The sequence below is a fragment of the Blastococcus sp. SYSU DS0541 genome (genome assembly GCF_054050875.1).
This window is the reverse complement of the sequence record NZ_JBJHAD010000022.1, coordinates 1-17407: the sequence shown is the minus strand read 5'-3', so window position 1 is coordinate 17407 and position 17407 is coordinate 1. Positions and strand designations below refer to the sequence as shown.

Annotated in this window: 18 protein-coding genes and 1 riboswitch; of the genes, 5 read left to right on the top strand and 13 right to left on the bottom strand. The window is 75.2% G+C overall.

Features of this window, described 5'->3' with window-relative positions:
- Entirely contained in the window at positions 1-363 is a 363-nt protein-coding gene (locus ACI794_RS18840) for a DUF1330 domain-containing protein (RefSeq protein ID WP_456604149.1), read from the bottom strand.
- Positions 364-396: 33 nt separating this feature from the next.
- Positions 397-1182, bottom strand: a complete 786-nt coding sequence (locus tag ACI794_RS18835; RefSeq protein ID WP_456617097.1) for an SDR family oxidoreductase — start codon at positions 1180-1182, stop codon at positions 397-399.
- 209 nt (positions 1183-1391) lie between these two features.
- On the opposite strand from ACI794_RS18835, the gene ACI794_RS18830 reads away from it, so the two are divergent.
- Entirely contained in the window at positions 1392-2264 is an 873-nt protein-coding gene (locus ACI794_RS18830) for an alpha/beta fold hydrolase (protein ID WP_456604147.1), read from the top strand.
- Positions 2265-2270: 6 nt separating this feature from the next.
- Here the strand turns inward: ACI794_RS18830 and ACI794_RS18825 are convergent, their stop codons facing one another.
- The 6 genes from ACI794_RS18825 to ACI794_RS18800 all read right to left on the bottom strand — a co-directional run bounded on the left by ACI794_RS18825 (position 2271) and on the right by ACI794_RS18800 (position 7645).
- Complete coding sequence (locus ACI794_RS18825; protein WP_456604146.1) at positions 2271-3890, bottom strand: peptide chain release factor 3; 1620 nt, start codon at positions 3888-3890, stop codon at positions 2271-2273.
- A 137-nt stretch (positions 3891-4027) separates the two neighbouring features.
- Complete coding sequence (locus ACI794_RS18820) at positions 4028-5596, bottom strand: polyamine aminopropyltransferase (protein WP_456604145.1); 1569 nt, start codon at positions 5594-5596, stop codon at positions 4028-4030.
- A gap of 4 nt (positions 5597-5600) precedes the next feature.
- Positions 5601-6065: a DUF350 domain-containing protein gene (locus tag ACI794_RS18815; RefSeq protein WP_456604144.1), complete on the bottom strand. Its 465-nt coding sequence runs from the start codon at positions 6063-6065 to the stop codon at positions 5601-5603.
- Positions 6066-6123: 58 nt separating this feature from the next.
- On the bottom strand, positions 6124-6528 hold the full coding sequence (locus ACI794_RS18810) for a DUF4247 domain-containing protein (protein ID WP_456581254.1): 405 nt from the start codon (positions 6526-6528) through the stop codon (positions 6124-6126).
- Entirely contained in the window at positions 6525-7034 is a 510-nt protein-coding gene (locus ACI794_RS18805) for a DUF2617 family protein (protein ID WP_456604143.1), read from the bottom strand. Before ACI794_RS18805 ends, ACI794_RS18810 begins: the two co-directional genes overlap by 4 nt.
- A complete protein-coding gene (locus ACI794_RS18800) occupies positions 7031-7645 on the bottom strand; it encodes a DUF4178 domain-containing protein (protein WP_456617096.1) in 615 nt (204 codons plus the stop codon). The genes ACI794_RS18805 and ACI794_RS18800 overlap by 4 nt, the downstream gene beginning before the upstream one ends.
- Before the next feature lie 189 nt (positions 7646-7834).
- Here ACI794_RS18800 and ACI794_RS18795 point away from each other — a divergent pair, with 189 nt between their 5' ends.
- On the top strand, positions 7835-9220 hold the full coding sequence (locus tag ACI794_RS18795) for a cytochrome ubiquinol oxidase subunit I (RefSeq protein WP_456604141.1): 1386 nt from the start codon (positions 7835-7837) through the stop codon (positions 9218-9220).
- Positions 9217-10296 carry a cytochrome d ubiquinol oxidase subunit II gene (locus tag ACI794_RS18790; protein WP_456604140.1) on the top strand — a complete coding sequence of 360 codons (1080 nt, stop codon included), beginning with the start codon at positions 9217-9219 and terminating at the stop codon, positions 10294-10296. Before ACI794_RS18795 ends, ACI794_RS18790 begins: the two co-directional genes overlap by 4 nt.
- 10 nt (positions 10297-10306) lie before the next feature.
- On the opposite strand, the gene ACI794_RS18785 is transcribed toward ACI794_RS18790, so the two are convergent.
- Entirely contained in the window at positions 10307-11065 is a 759-nt protein-coding gene (locus ACI794_RS18785) for a DivIVA domain-containing protein (protein WP_456604139.1), read from the bottom strand.
- Positions 11062-12201 carry a globin domain-containing protein gene (locus ACI794_RS18780; RefSeq protein ID WP_456581260.1) on the bottom strand — a complete coding sequence of 380 codons (1140 nt, stop codon included), beginning with the start codon at positions 12199-12201 and terminating at the stop codon, positions 11062-11064. Before ACI794_RS18780 ends, ACI794_RS18785 begins: the two co-directional genes overlap by 4 nt.
- A gap of 249 nt (positions 12202-12450) precedes the next feature.
- On the opposite strand from ACI794_RS18780, the gene ACI794_RS18775 reads away from it, so the two are divergent.
- Together ACI794_RS18775 and ACI794_RS18770 are read left to right on the top strand one after the other, a co-directional pair.
- Positions 12451-13440 (top strand): ATP-binding cassette domain-containing protein, encoded by a 990-nt coding sequence (locus tag ACI794_RS18775; protein ID WP_456604138.1) that lies wholly within the window; start codon positions 12451-12453, stop codon positions 13438-13440.
- The gene (locus ACI794_RS18770; protein WP_456581262.1) at positions 13437-14264 is read left to right on the top strand and encodes an ABC transporter permease; all 828 of its coding nucleotides are present in this window, start codon (positions 13437-13439) and stop codon (positions 14262-14264) included. The genes ACI794_RS18775 and ACI794_RS18770 overlap by 4 nt, the downstream gene beginning before the upstream one ends.
- Positions 14265-14267: 3 nt before the next feature.
- On the opposite strand, the gene ACI794_RS18765 is transcribed toward ACI794_RS18770, so the two are convergent.
- The 3 genes from ACI794_RS18765 to ACI794_RS18755 all read right to left on the bottom strand — a co-directional run.
- Entirely contained in the window at positions 14268-15497 is a 1230-nt protein-coding gene (locus tag ACI794_RS18765; RefSeq protein ID WP_456617095.1) for an MFS transporter, read from the bottom strand.
- Between the two features lie 85 nt (positions 15498-15582).
- Positions 15583-16743, bottom strand: a complete 1161-nt coding sequence (locus ACI794_RS18760) for a C40 family peptidase (protein ID WP_456604136.1) — start codon at positions 16741-16743, stop codon at positions 15583-15585.
- Positions 16744-16757: 14 nt separating this feature from the next.
- A riboswitch (cyclic di-AMP (ydaO/yuaA leader) is annotated at positions 16758-16912 on the bottom strand.
- A gap of 170 nt (positions 16913-17082) precedes the next feature.
- On the bottom strand, positions 17083-17407 hold a 325-nt coding region (locus ACI794_RS18755; protein ID WP_456617094.1), incomplete at its 5' end, for a uroporphyrinogen-III C-methyltransferase.

Below are 17407 nucleotides of genomic sequence, written 5' to 3'. Positions count from 1 at the left end.
CTACCAGGCCGTGGTGGCCTGGAGGACCGCCTCCGTCAGCGCGCGGGTGCGCAGGCCGGTCACCTGCTGGTACTCGGGGTCGGCGACCATGCGGCTGAACGCCTCGCGCGAGGGGTAGCGGACCAGCAGCACCGCGTCCCAGTCCTGCCCGTCCTCGGCCACCAGCGGCGTGGACCCGTCGCCGGCGTAGAGGACCTCGCCGCCGTACCGGGGGAGGAACGTGGTGTCCAGCGCCTCGGCGTACTGCGCGTACAGCTCCCGCCCGCCCTCGGCGAACCGGAGCAGGTTGAGCATCACGACGGGCCCGCCCGGGTCCTCCTGCAGGTAGCGCTTCAGGTCCGCACCGCGTGGATCGATCGCCATGCCCGGCAAGCTACCGGTCCGCTCCTGGCGCGCTCAGGGCCAGCCCTGCTCGTGCAACGGGGTGACCGTCACCTGGTTGAGCACCAGCTCACCCGGTGCTCGCACCAGCCACGACACCAGTTCGGCGACCCGCTCGGGCGGGAGCGCTTCCCGCGGGTCGGGAGCGTCCCCGGTGGCGGCCGCCCGGCGCGATCCCGGGTCCCAGACGCCCCACGACGTCGCCATCGCCCCCGGGTAGAGGACGCACGCCCGGATCCCGTGCGCACGCCCCTCGGCGGCGAGCGCCTGGGTGAACCCGGTGAGGGCGAACTTCGACGCGGAGTAGGCCGCGGCGTCGGCCCAGCCGCGGAGGCCGGCGACCGAGGAGACGTTGACGATGGTCCCGCCGCCGGCGCCCCGCATGTGAGGGAACACCGCCCGGCTCAGCACGAACGGAGCTCGCAGGTTCACGGCGAGGACACGGTCCCAGTCCTCCACCGTGGTCGTCTCGACCGGTCCGGGCGCGTCGGTGGCCGCAGCGTTGACGAGGACGGCGACCTCCCCCCACGCACCCACCACCTCCTCGACGGCGGTCCGGGTCGCCGCCGCGTCGGCGAGGTCGACGACGAACGGCAGCGCCGTCCCGGCGGACCGCTCGACCTCCGCGGCCACGGCCGCGAGGTCCTCGGCCCCCCGGGCGAGGAGAGCGACTCGGTGACCGTCGGTGGCCAGCCGGAGGGCGACGGCCCGGCCCAGCCCGCTGCTCGCGCCGGTGACGACCGCCACCGGGCGGCGGTCGTCACCGGCGTCCGCCGGGTGCCGACCCGGAGATCCGTCCACGGCGCGGGCGCTCAGCACTGCCTCGCCGGATCGAGCAGCCGGTCGAGGACCGGGCCCGGGCCCCGCGCCCGGACGTACGCGTCGACGACATCGACCACCCGGTGACGAGGCATCTCCTCGCCATACCCGTGACCGGCGGCGCGACACGGCACCGGACACGAGGCCTACGGCTGCCGGGTGAGGAGTGGCGCTCCGGGTAGGGGTGCGACATGCCTCTGGAACCTGAGCCGCGTGAGGGCAGCCTCCGGCTCCGCGACGGCCGCACCCTCGCCTGGGCCGAGCACGGCGACCCCGCGGGCCGGCCGGTCCTGGGCTGCCACGGGTCGCCCAGCTCGCGGCTCGAGCGGCACGTCGAGGACCCGGAGGACTACCGCCGGTGGGGGGTGCGGTTCATCGTCCCCGACCGGCCCGGCTTCGGGCGCTCGGACCCGCACCCCGGGCGCCGGGTCATGGACTGGCCCGACGACGTCGCCCAGCTGCTGGACCACCTGGGCGTCCACCGGTGCGCGGTGCTCAGCCTCTCCGGCGGCGCCGCCTACGCGCTGGCCTGCGCGCACGCCCTCGGGGAGCGGGTGACGACCGTGGGCATCCTCGGCGGCGCGCCCCCGCCGGACGTGCCGTGGCCCTGGCCGCGCTGGGTGCCGGGGCAGCTGCGCGCGGCGCTGCACCGCCCGGGCCGGCTGGCGACGGTGCTGCGGCCGGCGCTCGCGCCGATCGGGCTGCGGCCGGCGATGATCCCCCGCTACCTGCAGCTGCGGCTCAACGCGGCCGACCGGCGGGTGATCGGGCGCCCCGCGGTCCGGCGGATCCTCGCCGACACCTTCACCGAGGGGCTGCGCAACGGCACCGCGGTGCTGGCCGAGGACCGCGCCCTGCTCTTCCGGCCGTGGGGGTTCCCGCTGTCGGAGGTCGGCCAGCAGGTGCACATCTGGCACGGCACGCAGGACTGGCAGGTGCCCGTCGTGCTCGGCCAGGTGCTGAGCGCGATGCTGCCCCGGTGCTCGGCGCACTGGCTGCCCGGGGAGGGCCACTTCCTCGTGTTCGACCACGCGGAGGAGGTGTACGGGGCGCTCCGGCCCTGACGCGCGTCAGGCCAGCTGGGCGGCGACGAGTGGTTCGAGGGTGGCCCGCGGGTGCCGCTGCTGCAGGATCCGCAGCGCCCACTTGTCGGGGAAGAGCGCCAGCAGCTCGCCGCTGGGCCGCCGCACCACCTCGACCCCGCCCGAGGAGGCGATCATCGGCAGCGACTCCTCGTCGGTGCGCATGGCCAGGCTGTAGGGCAGCCGGTCCAGCGCGACGGGGGCGTTGAACTCGTGCTCCATGCGGTGCGTGGCCACCTCGAACTGCATCGGCCCGACGACGGCCAGCACGGGTGAGCCGTCCCCGCGGCGGTCCGAGCGGAGCACCTGGACGACGCCTTCGGAGTCCAGCTGCTCGATGCCCTTGCGGAACTGCTTGTGCTTGGCGGTGTCCCGGCTGCGGACGACGGCGAAGTGCTCCGGGGCGAAGGTGGTCAGCGGCGGGAAGGCGACCGGCCGCTCGGTGTACAGCGTGTCGCCGACGCCCAGCGCGGAGGCGTTGACCAGGCCGACGACGTCCCCGGGGTAGGCGACGTCGACGCTCTCCCGCTCCCGACCGAACACCTGCTGGGCGTACTTGGTGGCGAACGGCCGGCCGGTGCGGCCGTGGGTGACGACCATGCCGCGCTCGAAGACGCCGGAGCAGATGCGGATGTAGGCGAGCCGGTCGCGGTGCGCGGCGTCCATGCCCGATTGCACCTTGAACACGAAGGCGCTGAACGGCTCCTCCAGGTCGCGGACCGCGCCGTCGGCGTCGGAGCGCCCGGTCGGGGGCGGTGCCAGGTCCACCAGCGTGTCCAGCAGCGCCCCCACCCCGAAGTTGGAGACGGCGGAGGCGAACAGCACCGGCGTGGTGACCCCGCCGAGGAAGGACTCCTGGTCGTGCTCGGCGCCGGTGGCCTCGAGCAGTTCGGCCTCCTCCACGGCCTGGGCCCAGACCTCGCCCTCCCGCTCGGTGGCCTCCGCCGCGGTCAGCAGCTCCTCGGGGGCGATCGTGGCGCCGCCGGCGGTGCGGGTGAACCGGCGGAAGGTTCCGTCGCGGCGGTCCAGGACGCCGCGGAAGTCACCGGCGATGCCCACCGGCCAGGTCAGCGGGGTGGGGGTGAGCCCGGTGCGCTCGGCGATCTCGTCCATCAGCTCCAGGGCGTCCTTGCCCGGGCGGTCCCACTTGTTGATGACGGTGACGATCGGGATGCCGCGGTGCTTGCAGACCGCGAACAGCTTCATCGTCTGGGTCTCCAGGCCCTTGGCGGCGTCGACGAGCATCACGGCGGCGTCGACGGCGGTGAGCACCCGGTAGGTGTCCTCGGAGAAGTCGGCGTGCCCGGGGGTGTCGAGCAGGTTGATCACCGCGTCCCGGTAGGAGAACTGCAGCGCCGCGGAGGTGATGGAGATGCCGCGGGCGCGCTCCATGTCCATCCAGTCCGACACCGTGCCCCGGCGGCCGGCCTTGCCGTGCACCGCGCCGGCCTGGCCGATCACCCGGGCGTGCAGCGCCAGGGCCTCGGTGAGGGTGGACTTGCCGGCGTCGGGGTGGCTGATGACGGCGAAGGTGCGCCGCCGGGCGGCCTCGGCGACCGCTGCCCGGCCGGTGCGGTCCGCGTCGCCGGCGGGGTGGGCGGCACTCACGGTGGTTCTCCTCGGTGTCCGTGGGCGCGCAGGTCCTTCGGACGGCGGCCCGGGGGTGCTCCGGGACACCGGGCGGGGGAGGGGCCAGCGGTCAGCGGGCCGGCCGGCGGCGTCCGAGCGCCCCAACGCTACAGGCGTCAGCCGATGTAACCGCCGCGCATGTCCTCGACGACGAGCGGCCGGTCCAGGGTCGAGGGCTCCAGCCGCTGCCGCGGCCGGTCGGCGGGGAACACCCCGGCGGCCGCCAGCACCGCCTCGTCCAGGAACCGGGTCGACGGCACGGCAGGGGAGAGGGCCAGCGGCGGGGGCTCCTGCCCGTGCCCGGCCAGCGCGAACCCCCAGTCGCCGAAGCTGGGCACGTGGACGTGGTACGGGGTGGCCGCCAGCCCCGCCGCCTCCAGCGTGGAGACGGTCCGCCAGTAGGCGTCCGGGGTCGAGTAGGGGCTCCCGGCCTGCACCGTGAGCAGCCCGCCGGGCGCGAGCGCGGTGGCCACCAGGCCGTAGAACTCGACGGAGTACAGCCGCCCGAGCACCGGGGTGTCGGGGTCGGGCATGTCCACGACCACCGCGTCGAAGCCGGTCGCCGCCGGGGAGCGCAGCCAGCGGAACGCGTCGTCGACGACGACCCGCACCCGGGGGTCGTCGAGCGCACCGGCGTTCAGCCCGGCCAGCCGGGTGCGCGCCAGTGCCACCACGTCGGGGTCGAGCTCGACCTGGACCACCTCCCGCACCGAGGGGTGCCGGAGCACCTCCCGGGCGGCGAGGCCGTCCCCGCCGCCGAGGACCAGCACCCGGCGGGGGTCGCGCGCGAGCGCCGGGTGCACCAGCGACTCGGTGTAGCGGTGCTCGTCGCGGCTGGAGAACTGCAGGTCGCCGTCCAGGTACAGGCGCAGGTCGCCGGAGCGCTCGGTCAGCACGATCTCCTGGTAACGGGAGCGTTCGGCGGCCACCACGGGGTCCGCGTAGAGCCGCTGCCGGGCCGTCGTCTCGATGTCGCGCGCCTGCACGAGCAGGACGCCGAGCAGCAGCGCCGCCGCGAGGAGCGCCCCGCCGGCGGCCTGCCGGGCCCGGCGGCTCATCTGCCGCCGCAGCAGCAGGCCGCAGACCACCGCCGCGGCGAGCAGGTTGACCAGACCGGTGAGGGCCGCGCCGCGCACCTGGCCGGCCAGCGGCAGGAGCAGGAAGGGCCACACCAGCCCGCCGAGCAGCGCTCCGGCGTAGTCGGCGGCGTTGAGGTCGGCGAGGACCTTGCCGCTGCCCTCGGCGTCGATGCCCTCCCGTCCGGTCTGCAGCAGGGTCATCAGCAGCGGCACCTCGGCGCCGACCAGGATGCCGAGGACCGCCGTCGCGGCGAGCAGCACGGCGGTGCTGGTGCCGTAGAAGGAGAACGAGACGTAGAGCGTCACCGCGCTCAGGCCCCCGGCGACGCCGAGCAGGATCTCGACCGCGACGAAGGTGGTCGCCGCGTGCGGGAGGAACGGCTTGACCAGCAGGGCCCCGGCGCCGAGCGCGGCCACGAACCCGGCGACGATCAGCGAGGTCTGGGTGATGCCGCCGCCGACCAGGCTCGCCGACAGGGTCAGCAGCACCAGCTCGTAGACCAGCCCGCAGGCGGCGCAGACGGCGACGGCGGCCAGCAGCAGCGGACGGGAGCGCACCCGCTCCCGGCTCGCACCCGGTGCCACCTCGGGCGCGGACGTGGTCACGGCGTCACGACAGCGCGGCGGCGTTCACCGCGCCGATCGCGACCAGGCTGACGCCGATCGCCCACGCCGAGCCGCGCATCCGCGGCTCGTTGACCAGGTCGCGCAGGTGCTCGGGGACCACCGCGTCCAGCAGCCGCAGGGCCACGGCCTGGAGCACCACGCCGAGCAGGCCGTAGACGGCGGTGTCGACCAGGCCCTGCCCGAGGCTGTCGGCGCTGGTCATGATCGCCGTGACCACGATGATCGCCAGAGCCAGGTGGTTGGCGGCCAGCAGGATCGCGGCGTTCGGGTTGTGGTCGGTGTAGACCTGGGTGCGCAGGTTCCCGGGCGTGATCAGGTCCAGCGCGAGGAAGCCGACGGCGAGCACGCCGAAGCCGATGGCGAACCACAGCAGCGTCGCCAGGACGCCGTCCACCAACGCCCCGCCCTCGACGGTGCCGAACTCGAGGGCCTGCCAGGTCGTGGTCACGTCGGGAACTCTCCTGGGATCGGGACAGGGGTCGGGGAGGAAGCGGGGGAGCGGCGGGTCACTTGACGTCGCCCGGACCCCCGCCGCCCCCGGTGCCGGCGGGCGAGCCGGGGCGGAAGCCGGGCCCGAGGAAGGCGAAGAAGCCGCTGCGGTACCGGCCGTCGAGGTCCTCCACGCGCACCGTGCTGCCGTCGGGCGCCGCGGTCACGACGACGATGTCGTCGTCGTAGCGCAGGTACTCGCTGCCGCCGTCGGCCTGCCGCTCGGCGGGCTGGACGGCGTCGACGATGGCCGCTGTCGTGGTGCCCACCGGGTCGGGGGAGGCGTAGACCGAGGTGTCGTCGACGACCTCGGTGCGCTCGTAGGTCTCGTCCAGGAAGTCGCGCACGCGCGTCCCGCTGCCGCACCCGGCGAGCAGGACGGCGGCCAGCACCACGGCGGCCAGCCGGCGGAGGGTGCTCACGGGGCCCACCTCGTCCGGGTCGTGACGACCTCGCCGGCGTCCCCGGCGGGGTAGAGGTGCCAGGTCTGCCAGGCCCAGCCGCCGGCGGGCAGCGCCTGCGCCGTCATGGCGGTCAGCGCGTCGGCCGCACCGGGGAACGCGCCGCAGAGCCACGCCGGGTCGTCGGCGGCCAGGGCCCGCAGCCGGGCGGCGGTCGCGTCGAGCTCGCCCCGCGTCGTGGCGGTGGTCGCCGAGGTGAAGTCGTAGCCGCCCGCGCGCAGGCCGGCGGGCAGCGGGCGGCCTCCGGCGCCGACGGCGTCGCAGGACACCTCCTCGGTGAGCCGGTGCCCGCCCGCCTCCGCGCACACCACGTGGGAGGCGCCGAGCACGCCCAGGGTGACCACCGCCCCCGGGCGGCCTTCGAGGCGCAGCCGCGCCAGCGGAGCGGGGGCCGGCCCGTCGAGCAGCAGCCCGAGCGCTCCGGCGGAGACGTCGCGCGGGGCGACGTCGAGCTGGTGCAGGCTCATGTCCCGGGCGTCCGGTGGTAGACGGTGAGCTCACCGCGGCTCACGGCGCGCCCGGTCGAGACCTCCCAGGACTGGGTGGGGGCCCAGCGCTCGAAGGCGAGCAGCCCGGTCTTGTCCGCCGTCGCGTAGTCGGCGTACTCGACGGTGCCGCTGGGCGGGGTGCCGGTGGTGCCCTCCGCCGTGTAGCTGGCCCGGCCGCGCTCGATCTGCCGGTGCACCCGGTCGTCGAGGATCACGTCGCCGTCGGGGGTGAGGTTCGTGCCCTCGCGGCGCATCCACAGCGTCATCTCGAGGTCGCCCTCGTCGTCCTCCACGGTGAGCCAGCGGCGGCCGGTCGACCCGTCGAGCAGGTGCTCGCGCCAGGTCATCCCGCCCTCCTCCAGCACGATCGTGCCGCGGACGACGTGGTCGACGCCGGCGTAGGTGATCACGTCGCCCACCCCGATGGCGTGCGGGTCGTAGACGTCGGGCTCGTCGGCCAGCGGGTCGACCCGGGGGCGCGGGGCGGCGGCCCGGGCCAGGTTCCGCCGGCGGAGCACCAGCACGACCACGGCCAGCACCGCGAGGGCCACGAGGACGACCACCAGCAGGACGAGGAGGACGTCGGACATCGGGTGGCCTCCTGGAGGGTCGGCGGCTGCCGCTGGAAACCTACCGCGCCCGGCCCGTCGGGCCCGGTGCCGATCGCGCAACACGGCAGCGGGTCCGGGTTTCGGTCGCGGCGCACCGGGAAGAGCGGCCGGGACGTGGCGATGGCCCCAGCCCCGGGTTGCGCCGCCGACAGCGCTCCGGAGACGCCCATGACCGGCTTCGACCTGCTCGCCGACGCCGCCGAGAACCTCTACCCGGCGCGGATGCAGATGGCGCTCTCGCTCGGGTGGCACATCATCTTCGCCTGCTTCGGCATCGCCTTCCCCCTGATGACGGTGTTCACCGAGTGGCGCGGGCACCGGCGGGGGGACGCCCAGCTGACCCGGCTGGCGCACACCTGGGCGAAGGCGATGGGGGTGCTCTTCGCGGCGGGGGCGGTCTCGGGCACCCTGCTCTCGTTCGAGCTCGGCATCCTCTGGCCGGGCCTCATGGACCGGTTCGGCGAGGTGTTCGGCTTCCCCTTCGTGCTGGAGGGCTTCGCCTTCTTCATCGAGGCGATTTTCGTCGGGGTCTACCTCTTCGGCTGGAACCGGCTCTCGCCGCGGGCGCACATGCTAAGCGCCATCCCGATGATCGTCTCCGGCATGGCCGGCGCCTTCTTCGTCGTCGCCGCCAACGCCTGGATGAACAACCCCACGGGCTTCGACCTGGCCGAGGACGGGTCGGTGGTCAACCCCCGGCCGTGGGCGGCGATGTTCAGCGAGTCCACCTGGCCGCAGGTGACCCACATGCTGCTGGCCGCCTACATGGTCACCGGCTTCACCATCGCGTCGGTGTACGCCGTCGGCATGCTGCGCGGCCGGCGCGACGCCTACCACCGCGCGGGGCTGCTGATCCCGCTGACCTTCGCGGCGGTCCTGACCCCGGTGCAGATCGGCGTGGGCGACTGGATCGCCAACGTCGTCGCCGACAACCAGCCGACGAAGCTGGCGGCGATGGAGGCCCAGCAGGAGACGATGGCCGGTGCGCCGCTGTCCGTCGGTGGCTGGTACAGCGACGGCGAGCTGCACTACGCCCTCGAGATCCCGAACGGGCTGTCGCTGCTGGTCCACCACGACCCCGACGGCGTCATCCTGGGCCTGGAGGCGTTCCCCGACGAGCTGATCCCCCCGGTCAACGTGGTGCACCTGGCCTTCGACGTGATGGTCGGCATCGGGTCGGCGCTGCTGCTGCTCGCCGCGTGGTTCGCCTGGGCCTGGTGGCGGCGCCGGGAGATCCCGCGCAGCCCGTGGTTCCTGCGGGCGGTGGCGGTCTCCGGGGTGGCCGCGATCGTCGCCATGGAGGCGGGCTGGGTGGTGACCGAGGTCGGCCGCCAGCCGTGGATCGTCTACGGGATCATGCTCACCGAGGAGGCGGTGAGCCCGGCGCCCGGCCTCTACCTCGGCTTCTACGCCGTCGTCGTCATCTACGTGCTGCTCACCGCGCTCACCGTCTTCGTCCTCCGCCGGCTGGCCGGCGCCCCGGGCACCCCGGCCCCGCAGGAGGCGGACGCCCGGCCCCCGGACGCGCACACCGGGGAGGTGGCGGTGAAGTGACCTTGCCCGAGGTCCTGCTGAGCGTGATGTTCGTCGGGCTGCTGGCCTACGCGCTCTTCGGCGGTGCGGACTTCGGCGCCGGCATCTGGGACCTGCTGGCCGGCGGCACGCGGCGCGGCACCCCGCAGCGGGAGCTCATCGAGCGCTCGATCGCCCCGGTGTGGGAGGCCAACCACGTCTGGCTGATCTTCGTGCTGGTCGTGCTGTGGACCGCGTTCCCCGGAGCGTTCGCCGCCGTGGTGACCACCCTCTACATCCCGCTCACCCTCGCCGCGTTCGGGATGATCGCCCGCGGCGCGGCCTTCGCCTTCCGCAAGAGCATCACCACCCTGGGCATGCGCCGGTTCCTCGGCGGCGGGTTCGCGCTCTCGTCCCTGGCCACGCCGTACTTCCTCGGCGCGGTCGTCGGCGGGGTGGCGTCGGGCCGGGTCCCGCCGGGCATCGCCGCCGGCGACGTCGTCACCAGCTGGATCAACCCGACTTCCACGCTGGGGGGCGTCATGGCGGTGCTGGTCTGCGCCTACCTGGCGGCCGTCTTCCTGTGCGCCGACGCCCGGCGCGAGGGCGCCGAGGACCTGGTCGAGCAGTTCCGGGTGCGGGCGCTGGGGACCGCCGCCGTCACGGGCGCCGCGGGCATCGCCGGGCTGTTCGTGCTCCGGGCCGACGCGCCGGTGCTCTTCGACCGGCTGACCGGCCGGGCCGCCCCCGTGATCGCGGCGTCGGTCGTGGCCGGGGTGGCGGCCCTGGTCCTGCTCTGGACGCGCCGGTTCGTCGCCGCCCGCGCCGCCTCGGGCCTCGCCGTCGCGACCGTCCTGGTGGGCTGGGCGGTGGCGCAGTACCCCTACGTGCTGCTGCCGTACCTGACGATCGAGGAGGCCGCCGGCGGGCGGGCGACGCTGCTCGCGATGCTGGTGGCCCTGATCGCCGGCGGGGTGGTCCTCCTGCCGGCGCTGGTCTACCTCTACTCGCTCTTCCAGCGGCCGGAGCGCGGGCCGGAGCCGGAGCCCGCCGGGAACCGTGCCGGCCCGTCCGCTGCGGGCAGCACCGCCCCGGACCCGCCGCCGGCGGGCCGCTGAGCGTGCTCCGTCAGGAGCCGGTCGAGCGGGCCCCCGCGGGCGCCGGCCGGTTGTCCTCCACGTCGGCGCCGCCCGCGCTGTTGTCGTGGAAGGTCGTCTGCGGGGACCCCGTCGGCCCGGGTCGCCGCCCCGGCCCGGCGGCGGCGAGGGCCTCGGGCGCCAGAGCCGGGTCGACCCGGCCCCACTCGGTCTCGACGTCGGTGAGCAGCGCCTCCAGGTAGGCGCGCAGCTGCGCCCGGCAGGCCTGGGCGAACGCCTTGAGGAAGGCGACCTGCTCCTCGAGCTCGGCGGTGGTGCGCTGCCCGGCGGCGTCGCCGTCGGCACCGGTGGCCACGCTGAGCCGCGCAGCCGCCTCCTGGGCCGCCTGCATGATGGCGCCGGCGTTCTCACGCGCCAGCCGCAGCTGCTCCTCGTACTGGTCGCGCGCCTCGGCGGTCATCTGCCGGCTGAAGTCCTCGGCCTCGGCGACGTACTCGTCGGCCGTCTGCTGGGCGCTGGCGAGGATCTTCACCGCCTGCTCGCTGGGCGGCTCGGGCACCGTGATGCCCGACAGGCGCTGCTGCAGCTCGGCCACCTGGCGCTGCAGGTCGTCGCGCTCGCCGGCGAGGCTGCGCACCTCTGCGGCCACCATCTCCCGGAAGCGGTCGACCTCGGACTGGTCGTAGCCGGGGTGCAGCATCGTGCCGGCGGTGAAGCGGGCACCGCGGATCTGCTCCGGCGTGAGCCGCCGCGCACCCCCTCCGGTCCCGGACGTCTCGGTGGTGGTCATTCGGTCACCTTCCCCTCGGCACTGGGCCCCGGTCGGCTGGGGGCGAACACCTCGCTGCGCACCCGTTCCCGTGGCACGCCGTGCCGCAGGAGGCCCTCGACGGTCGCCTCCACCATGGGCGCCGGGCCGGCCACGTACACCTCCCGGCTGAGCCACGGCCCCTGCCGGAGGACGACGTCACCGACGTCCCCGTGCTCCAGGCCGGACAGGTCGTCGTCGGACACCGCGAAGGTCACGTCGAGCCACGGATGGGCCGCCTGCAGCTCACCGAGGGGTGCGCGGTCGTAGAGCTGGGCCTCGGTGCGGGCTCCGGCGAAGAGGTCGACCCGGCGGGGCGGACCCTGCCGGGCCACCTGGTCGACCAGTGCCTTGAGCGGCGCCAGGCCCATGCCGCCGGCGACGAGCAGCAGGTCGCGGTCGGAGTCCGGGGGCAGCGTCAGCTCGCCGAGCGGGGGGCCGAGGCGCAGCAGGTCGCCCACCTCGGTGCTGCGGACGAGGGCGGTGCTGACCGGGCCGCCGGGCCGGGCCTTGACGTGGAGCTCCAACGTGCCGTCCTCGCGCGGGGCGTTGGCCGGGGAGTAGTACCGCCACAGCCGGGGACGGCGGTCGATCTCCAGCGACATCGACTGCCCGGCCAGGTAGTTGACCGGCACCTCGGGCCGCACCTGGAGCACCGCGACGTCGACCGCTCGGCGTTCGTGGGCCACCACCTCGGCCCGCCAGGTCGCCGGCTGGTCCGCGGACTCCTCCGCGCCCTGGATCATCACCGAGGCGACGATCTCGTAGGCCTCGGTCCAGGTGCGGGCGCGGTGCTCGTCCCACTCGTCGTCGAAGTGCTCCAGCGTCGCGAGCAGGCTGGGCATCACCGCGGGGTAGTGCGCCGGCAGGGTGCCGAACTTGCGGTGGTCGTGCCCGAGCTGCTTCAGGATCGGCACCAGCGCGTCGAGGTCGTCGACGTGGGACACCACCTCGCCGAGGGCGTGGAAGAACCGGTCGCGCTGGTGGGCCATCGAGACGGGGAACATCGCCCGCGTCTCGGGGTGGCTGAGGAACAGGTGCGAGTAGAAGTACAGCGGTGCCTCGTCGCCGGTGGCGGCCGCCTTGGCGAAGCTGGCCCGCATCGCGGCGATGTCCATCCGTGCGTGCCTCCTCGCGGCGTGTTCCCCCCGACCGGGCGAGCGCGCGCACCGGCTCGGTGCGACGACGCCTGCGCGTTCCGCTGGGCCCTTCCCCGGTGCACCCGGTGTCACACGGACCGCGCCGAGGTTTCTGGACACGCCCCAGCGGGCCGGGGGAGAAAACTCGCTCGCCGCCGATGAGCCCGGCGGGGAGAGTCGGTCCACACCACGAGGAATCCGCACGACGCGAACCCGGGTGAGGTACCCATGGCGCTGCACGCACCACTGGCCGTCGAGGCGACGGCCCTGACCAAGTCCTACGGCGCGACGACGGCGGTGAGCGGGCTCGACCTCGCCGTGCCGGCCGGGACGATCTACGGCGTGCTCGGCCCCAACGGGGCGGGCAAGACCACGACCATCCGCATGCTGGCCACGCTCATCCGCCCCGACTCGGGCAGCGCCCGGGTGCTGGGGCACGACGTCGTCGCCGAGGCCGACGCCGTCCGCGGGCTGGTGAGCCTCACCGGGCAGCTGGCCTCGGTCGACGAGGAGCTGACCGGCCGCGAGAACCTCGTGCTGCTCGGCCGCCTCCTCGGGCTGTCCCGCCCCGGTGCGCGGGCCCGCGCCGACGAGCTGCTGGAGGCCTTCGGCATCGCCGCCGCCGCCGGGAAGCTCGTCAAGCACTACTCCGGGGGCATGCGGCGCCGCCTGGACATCGCGGCGAGCATCGTGGTCACCCCGCGGCTGATGTTCCTGGACGAGCCGACGACCGGGCTGGACCCGCGCTCGCGCAACCAGGTGTGGGAGATCGCCCGCGCGCTCGTGGCCGGGGGGACGACGATCCTGCTCTGCACCCAGTACCTGGAGGAGGCCGACCAGCTCGCCGACGGGATCGCCGTGATCGACCGGGGGCGGGTGATCGCCGAGGGCACCCCGGCGCAGCTCAAGGCGTCGGTGGGCACCGGCGCCCTGCACGTCCGGCTGCTCGACCCGGCCCGGCGCCCCGACGCGGCCGACGTCCTGGGACGTGCGCTGGGCGCGGTCACCCTGGAGGCCGACCCGGCGGCCTTGTCCGCCGTCTGCCCGGACCCGGCCCGGGCGGCGGCGGGGGTCGCCGAGCTCGCGCGGACCGGCATCGGCCTGGCCCACTTCTCGCTCGACCAGCCCAGCCTGGACGAGGTCTTCCTGGCGCTCACCGGCCGGGGCGCGGAGGAACCGCCCGGCCCCGCACCCACCCTCGAGGAGCAGACGTCATGACCACTGCGACCACGGACGCCGACACCGCGGCGGTGCGCCGGGCGATCGCCGGCACGGAACGCCCGCCCCGGCCCGGGGCGCTGCAGACCGCCCTCACCTTCGGCTGGCGCGGCATGCTCAAGGTCAAGCACGTGCCCGAGCAGCTGCTCGACGTCACGGTCACGCCGGTGATGTTCCTGCTGATGTTCACCTACCTGTTCGGCGGCGCCATCGCCGGCTCCACCAGCGCCTACCTGGACTACACGCTGCCCGGCCTGCTGGTGATGTCGGTGCTCTTCACCACCGTCTACTCCGGCATCTCGCTGAACACCGACCTGACCAAGGGCGTCGTCGACCGGTTCCGCTCGCTGCCCATCTGGCGGCCGGCCCCGCTGCTCGGGGCGCTGCTCGGCGACAGCGTCCGCTACGTCGTGGCCGGCACGGTGCTCATCGTCGTCGGCGTGCTCCTGGGCTACCGCCCGGACGCCGGGGTGTCCGGAGCCCTGGCGGCGCTGGCGCTGGTGGTGGTGTTCTCCTTCGGGCTGTCGTGGGCGTTCTCGGTGCTCGGCCTGCTGCTGCGCAGCCCGAACGCGGTCATGAACGCGGGCTTCATGGGGATCTTCCCGCTGACCTTCCTGTCCAACGTCTTCGTCGACCCGGCCACCCTCCCCGGGCCGCTGCAGGCGTTCGTCGACGTCAACCCCATCTCGATCCTGGCGACGGCGTGCCGCTCCCTGATGGACGGCACCCCGGACGGCGGCGCGATCCTGGTCTCGCTGGCGGTGGCCGCGGCGCTGGCGTTGGTGTTCCTGCCGCTCACCACCCGGCTCTACCGGAGCCGCTGAGGGTCACGACGCCGGCGCGGCGGCGGGGGCGGGCCGCGGTGCACCCCGCGGGATGGCCAACCCGCCGACCAGACCGGCGGCGAGCACCGCGGTGCTCACGCCGAAGGCCACCTGGAAGCCGGCGACGTCGGTGAGCCACCCGGCGACGAGGGGGCCGGCGATCGCGCCGAGGTCCGCCGACATCTGGAACACCGCCACCACCCGGCCGCCCCGCCCGCCGCTGAGGTCGCCGACCAGCGCCGCCGGTGCGCTGGCCAGCAGGGAGGCGCCCAGCCCGAAGACGGCCATGGAGAGCAGGAAGGCCCAGATCGCCGGCGGCAGGACGAGCACCGCCATGGCGGCGGTCGCCAGTGCGGCGCCCAGCACCAGCGAAGGCCGCCGTCCCCAGCCGTCGACGAGCCGGCCCGAGCGCAGCAGGCCCAGCGCCTGCGCGAGCGACCCGGCGAGCAGGCCCGCCCCGGCCCAGGCCACCGTGCGCCCCAGCTCCTCGGTGACGTACAGCGGCACGAGGGAGTTGCGGACCCCGAACAGCACCCAGCCGACGCCGAAGTTGGCCACCAGCGCGGCCAGGTAGACGCGGGAGCGCAGTGCGCTGCCGAGCCGGACCGGTCCGGCGTCGAGGTCGGGGCCGGCGACGTCGGCCGCCGCGGGCGCGGCCGGGTCGGGCTCGGCGGTGCGCAGGAGCGCGATGCCGACCGCGCCGGCGACCAGCAGGAAGCCGGCGTAGAGGAAGAAGGGCAGCCGGGGGGAGAGCTCGGCGAGCAGGCCGCCGGCGGCGGGGCCGGCGATCCCGCCGAGGATGAAGCCGCCCTGCCAGGTCGCCGCGGCGCGGCCGCGGTGCGAGGGAGGGGCGACCCGCAGCAGCAGCGACAGCGCCGCCACGGTGAACATGGCGCTGCCGATGCCGCCGGCGGCGCGCAGCCCCAGGAAGACCGGGAAGGACCCCGCGAGCCCGGCGAGCCCGGTGGTGACGGCGACGATCACCAGCCCGGAGGCGAGCACCAGTCGCTCGCCGAAGCGCTCGACCAGGGTGCCGCCGCTGAACGCCGAGACGAAGCGGAAGAACGCGAAGGCGCTGACGGCCAGGCCGACGGCCGTGGTGCCGACGCCGAAGGAGCGGGCGAAGAGCGGGATGGCCGGCGCGACGATGCCGAACCCGAGGGCCACGACGAAGGCGATGACCGCCAGGACCCTGACCTCGCGGGGCAGCCCGCCCCCCGTCCCGTCCCGCACGAGGGATCATGCTCGCACGAGGCCGTGCTGCTGAGCGCCGGACGTACGGGGCGGCGGTCGCTCCGTACGTCCGGCGCTCAGCGGGTCAGGCGATCCGCCGGGCGAAGGGGGCGTCGCCCATGGAGTGGATCGACGCCACCTTCACCGGCACGCCGGAGGTCGACGCGTGCACCATCTGCCCGTTGCCGATGTACATGCCCACGTGGCTGACCGGTGAGTAGTAGAAGAGCAGGTCGCCGGGCTGCAGCGCCGACAGGGGCACCGAGGTGCCCATCGTCGACTGCATGCGGCTGGAGTGCGGCAGGCTGATGCCGGCGGCCGCGTAGGCGTACTGCATCAGGCCCGAGCAGTCGAAGGCGTTCGGGCCGGCGGCCGCCCACACGTAGGGGTCGCCGATCTGCGCCATGGCCGTGCTCACCGCGGTCTGCGCCGCCCCGCTGCCGCCGGACGGGGCGGGCGGGGGCGGAGCCGGGGCCGCCGGGGCCGGGGTAGCCGCCGGGGCGGGCGCCGGAGCCGGGGCCGCCGGGGCCGGAGCAGCCGCAGCGGGCGCCCCGGGGGCCGGCGCGGCCTGGGCGGCCGGGGCCTGCGCCGCGGCCTCCTCGGCGGCGTGCCGCTCGGCGGCGGCCCGGGAGGCCCGCTGCTCCTCGTCGGTCAGCCGCTCGTACTGGGCCTGGTAGACCGCGATCTGCTCGTCGAGCCGCGCCCGCTGCGCGTCGACGCGGTCGACCTGCTCCTGGGCCGCGGTGGCGGCCTCCTCGGCGGCGGCCCGCGCCCGCTCGGCGTCCTCGCCGGCGCTGCGCGCCTCGCCGAGGACGCCGTTGTTGTGGGCGGCGATGGTGTCGAGCAGCCCCACCCGGTCGACCAGGTCGCTCGCCGACTCGCTGGTCAGCACGGCCTCGAGGGTGCCGAGCCCCTCGCCGGTGTAGGCGCTGCGGGCCACGGTCCGGACGCGGTCCTGCGCCTGGGCGAGCGCGGCCTGCGCAGCGGTCAGCTCCTCGGCCGCCGCGTCGGCGGCCGCCTGCGTGGCCTTGAGCTGCTCGCGGGTCTCGTTGAAGCGCTCGGTGAGGACCTCCAGGTCGTGCGCGCGGGCGGCGATGAGCTGCGCGGCCTCCTGGGAGGTGGCCGGCCGCTGGGGGTCGGCGAGTGCGGGGAGGGGCGTCAGGGCGACGCCGCCGGCGGCCACGAGGGCCAGCAGGGCCCGCCGTCCGGTGACGCGGCGGTGGGCAGGGCTGAGCGAACTCGCCATGTTCGGCGGGTGGTCCTTTCTTCCACGGCCGCCTACCGGGTTAGCTGACGGGTTCGGGAGGGAAGTCGCCCGGCGTCCGGCCGGCCCTGCAGGCCGATCGGTCGCTTCACCCCAGGTGGTGCGGTGGGTCCCCGGTCCTGATGCCGGCGGGTGCCGGCGGATGGTTCGGCGGCGTCCGGACGGCTGTCGCCGGTTGAGCGACGGACGGGTCCGTCCGGACGCGCCCACGCTAGGGGGCGATCCGTGGCACCACCATGCCTGGAGACGACTTCGTCGGGGACCATCGCGCTCCGCTCATCGGTGGCTCACCCGCCGTGACCGGCACGCCGCGACACACCGTCAGTCGGCGGACGTGAGCTGCGCCACCTCGCCGACGACCCAGACCGCCGGGGGGCGGACGGTGTGCTCGGTGAGGGTGGCGGGGAGGCCGGCGAGGGTGGTGCGCAGGGTGCGCTGGGTGGGGGTGGAGCCGTCGGAGACGACGGCGACGGGGGTGTCGGGTGCGCGCCCGTGCTGGATGAGGGCGGCGGCGATGGTGGGGGCGGTGTCGACGCCCATGAGGACGACGAGGGTGCCGCGGAGGCGGCCGAGGGCGGGCCAGTCGACGAGGGATGCGGGGTGGTCGGGGGGCAGGTGGCCGGAGACGACGACGAACTCGTGGGTG

What these genes read in the sequence shown, in the direction of transcription:
- ACI794_RS18840 (WP_456604149.1), bottom strand. Translation starts at nt 363, where the DNA reads ATGGCGATCGATCCACGCGGTGCGGACCTGAAGCGCTACCTGCAGGAG.
- ACI794_RS18760 (WP_456604136.1), bottom strand. Translation starts at nt 16,743, where the DNA reads ATGGCGAGTTCGCTCAGCCCTGCCCACCGCCGCGTCACCGGACGGCGG.
- ACI794_RS18775 (WP_456604138.1), top strand. Translation starts at nt 12,451, where the DNA reads ATGGCGCTGCACGCACCACTGGCCGTCGAGGCGACGGCCCTGACCAAG.
- ACI794_RS18800 (WP_456617096.1), bottom strand. Translation starts at nt 7,645, where the DNA reads ATGTCCGACGTCCTCCTCGTCCTGCTGGTGGTCGTCCTCGTGGCCCTC.
- ACI794_RS18795 (WP_456604141.1), top strand. Translation starts at nt 7,835, where the DNA reads ATGACCGGCTTCGACCTGCTCGCCGACGCCGCCGAGAACCTCTACCCG.
- ACI794_RS18830 (WP_456604147.1), top strand. Translation starts at nt 1,392, where the DNA reads ATGCCTCTGGAACCTGAGCCGCGTGAGGGCAGCCTCCGGCTCCGCGAC.
- ACI794_RS18785 (WP_456604139.1), bottom strand. Translation starts at nt 11,065, where the DNA reads ATGACCACCACCGAGACGTCCGGGACCGGAGGGGGTGCGCGGCGGCTC.
- ACI794_RS18780 (WP_456581260.1), bottom strand. Translation starts at nt 12,201, where the DNA reads ATGGACATCGCCGCGATGCGGGCCAGCTTCGCCAAGGCGGCCGCCACC.
- ACI794_RS18805 (WP_456604143.1), bottom strand. Translation starts at nt 7,034, where the DNA reads ATGAGCCTGCACCAGCTCGACGTCGCCCCGCGCGACGTCTCCGCCGGA.
- ACI794_RS18770 (WP_456581262.1), top strand. Translation starts at nt 13,437, where the DNA reads ATGACCACTGCGACCACGGACGCCGACACCGCGGCGGTGCGCCGGGCG.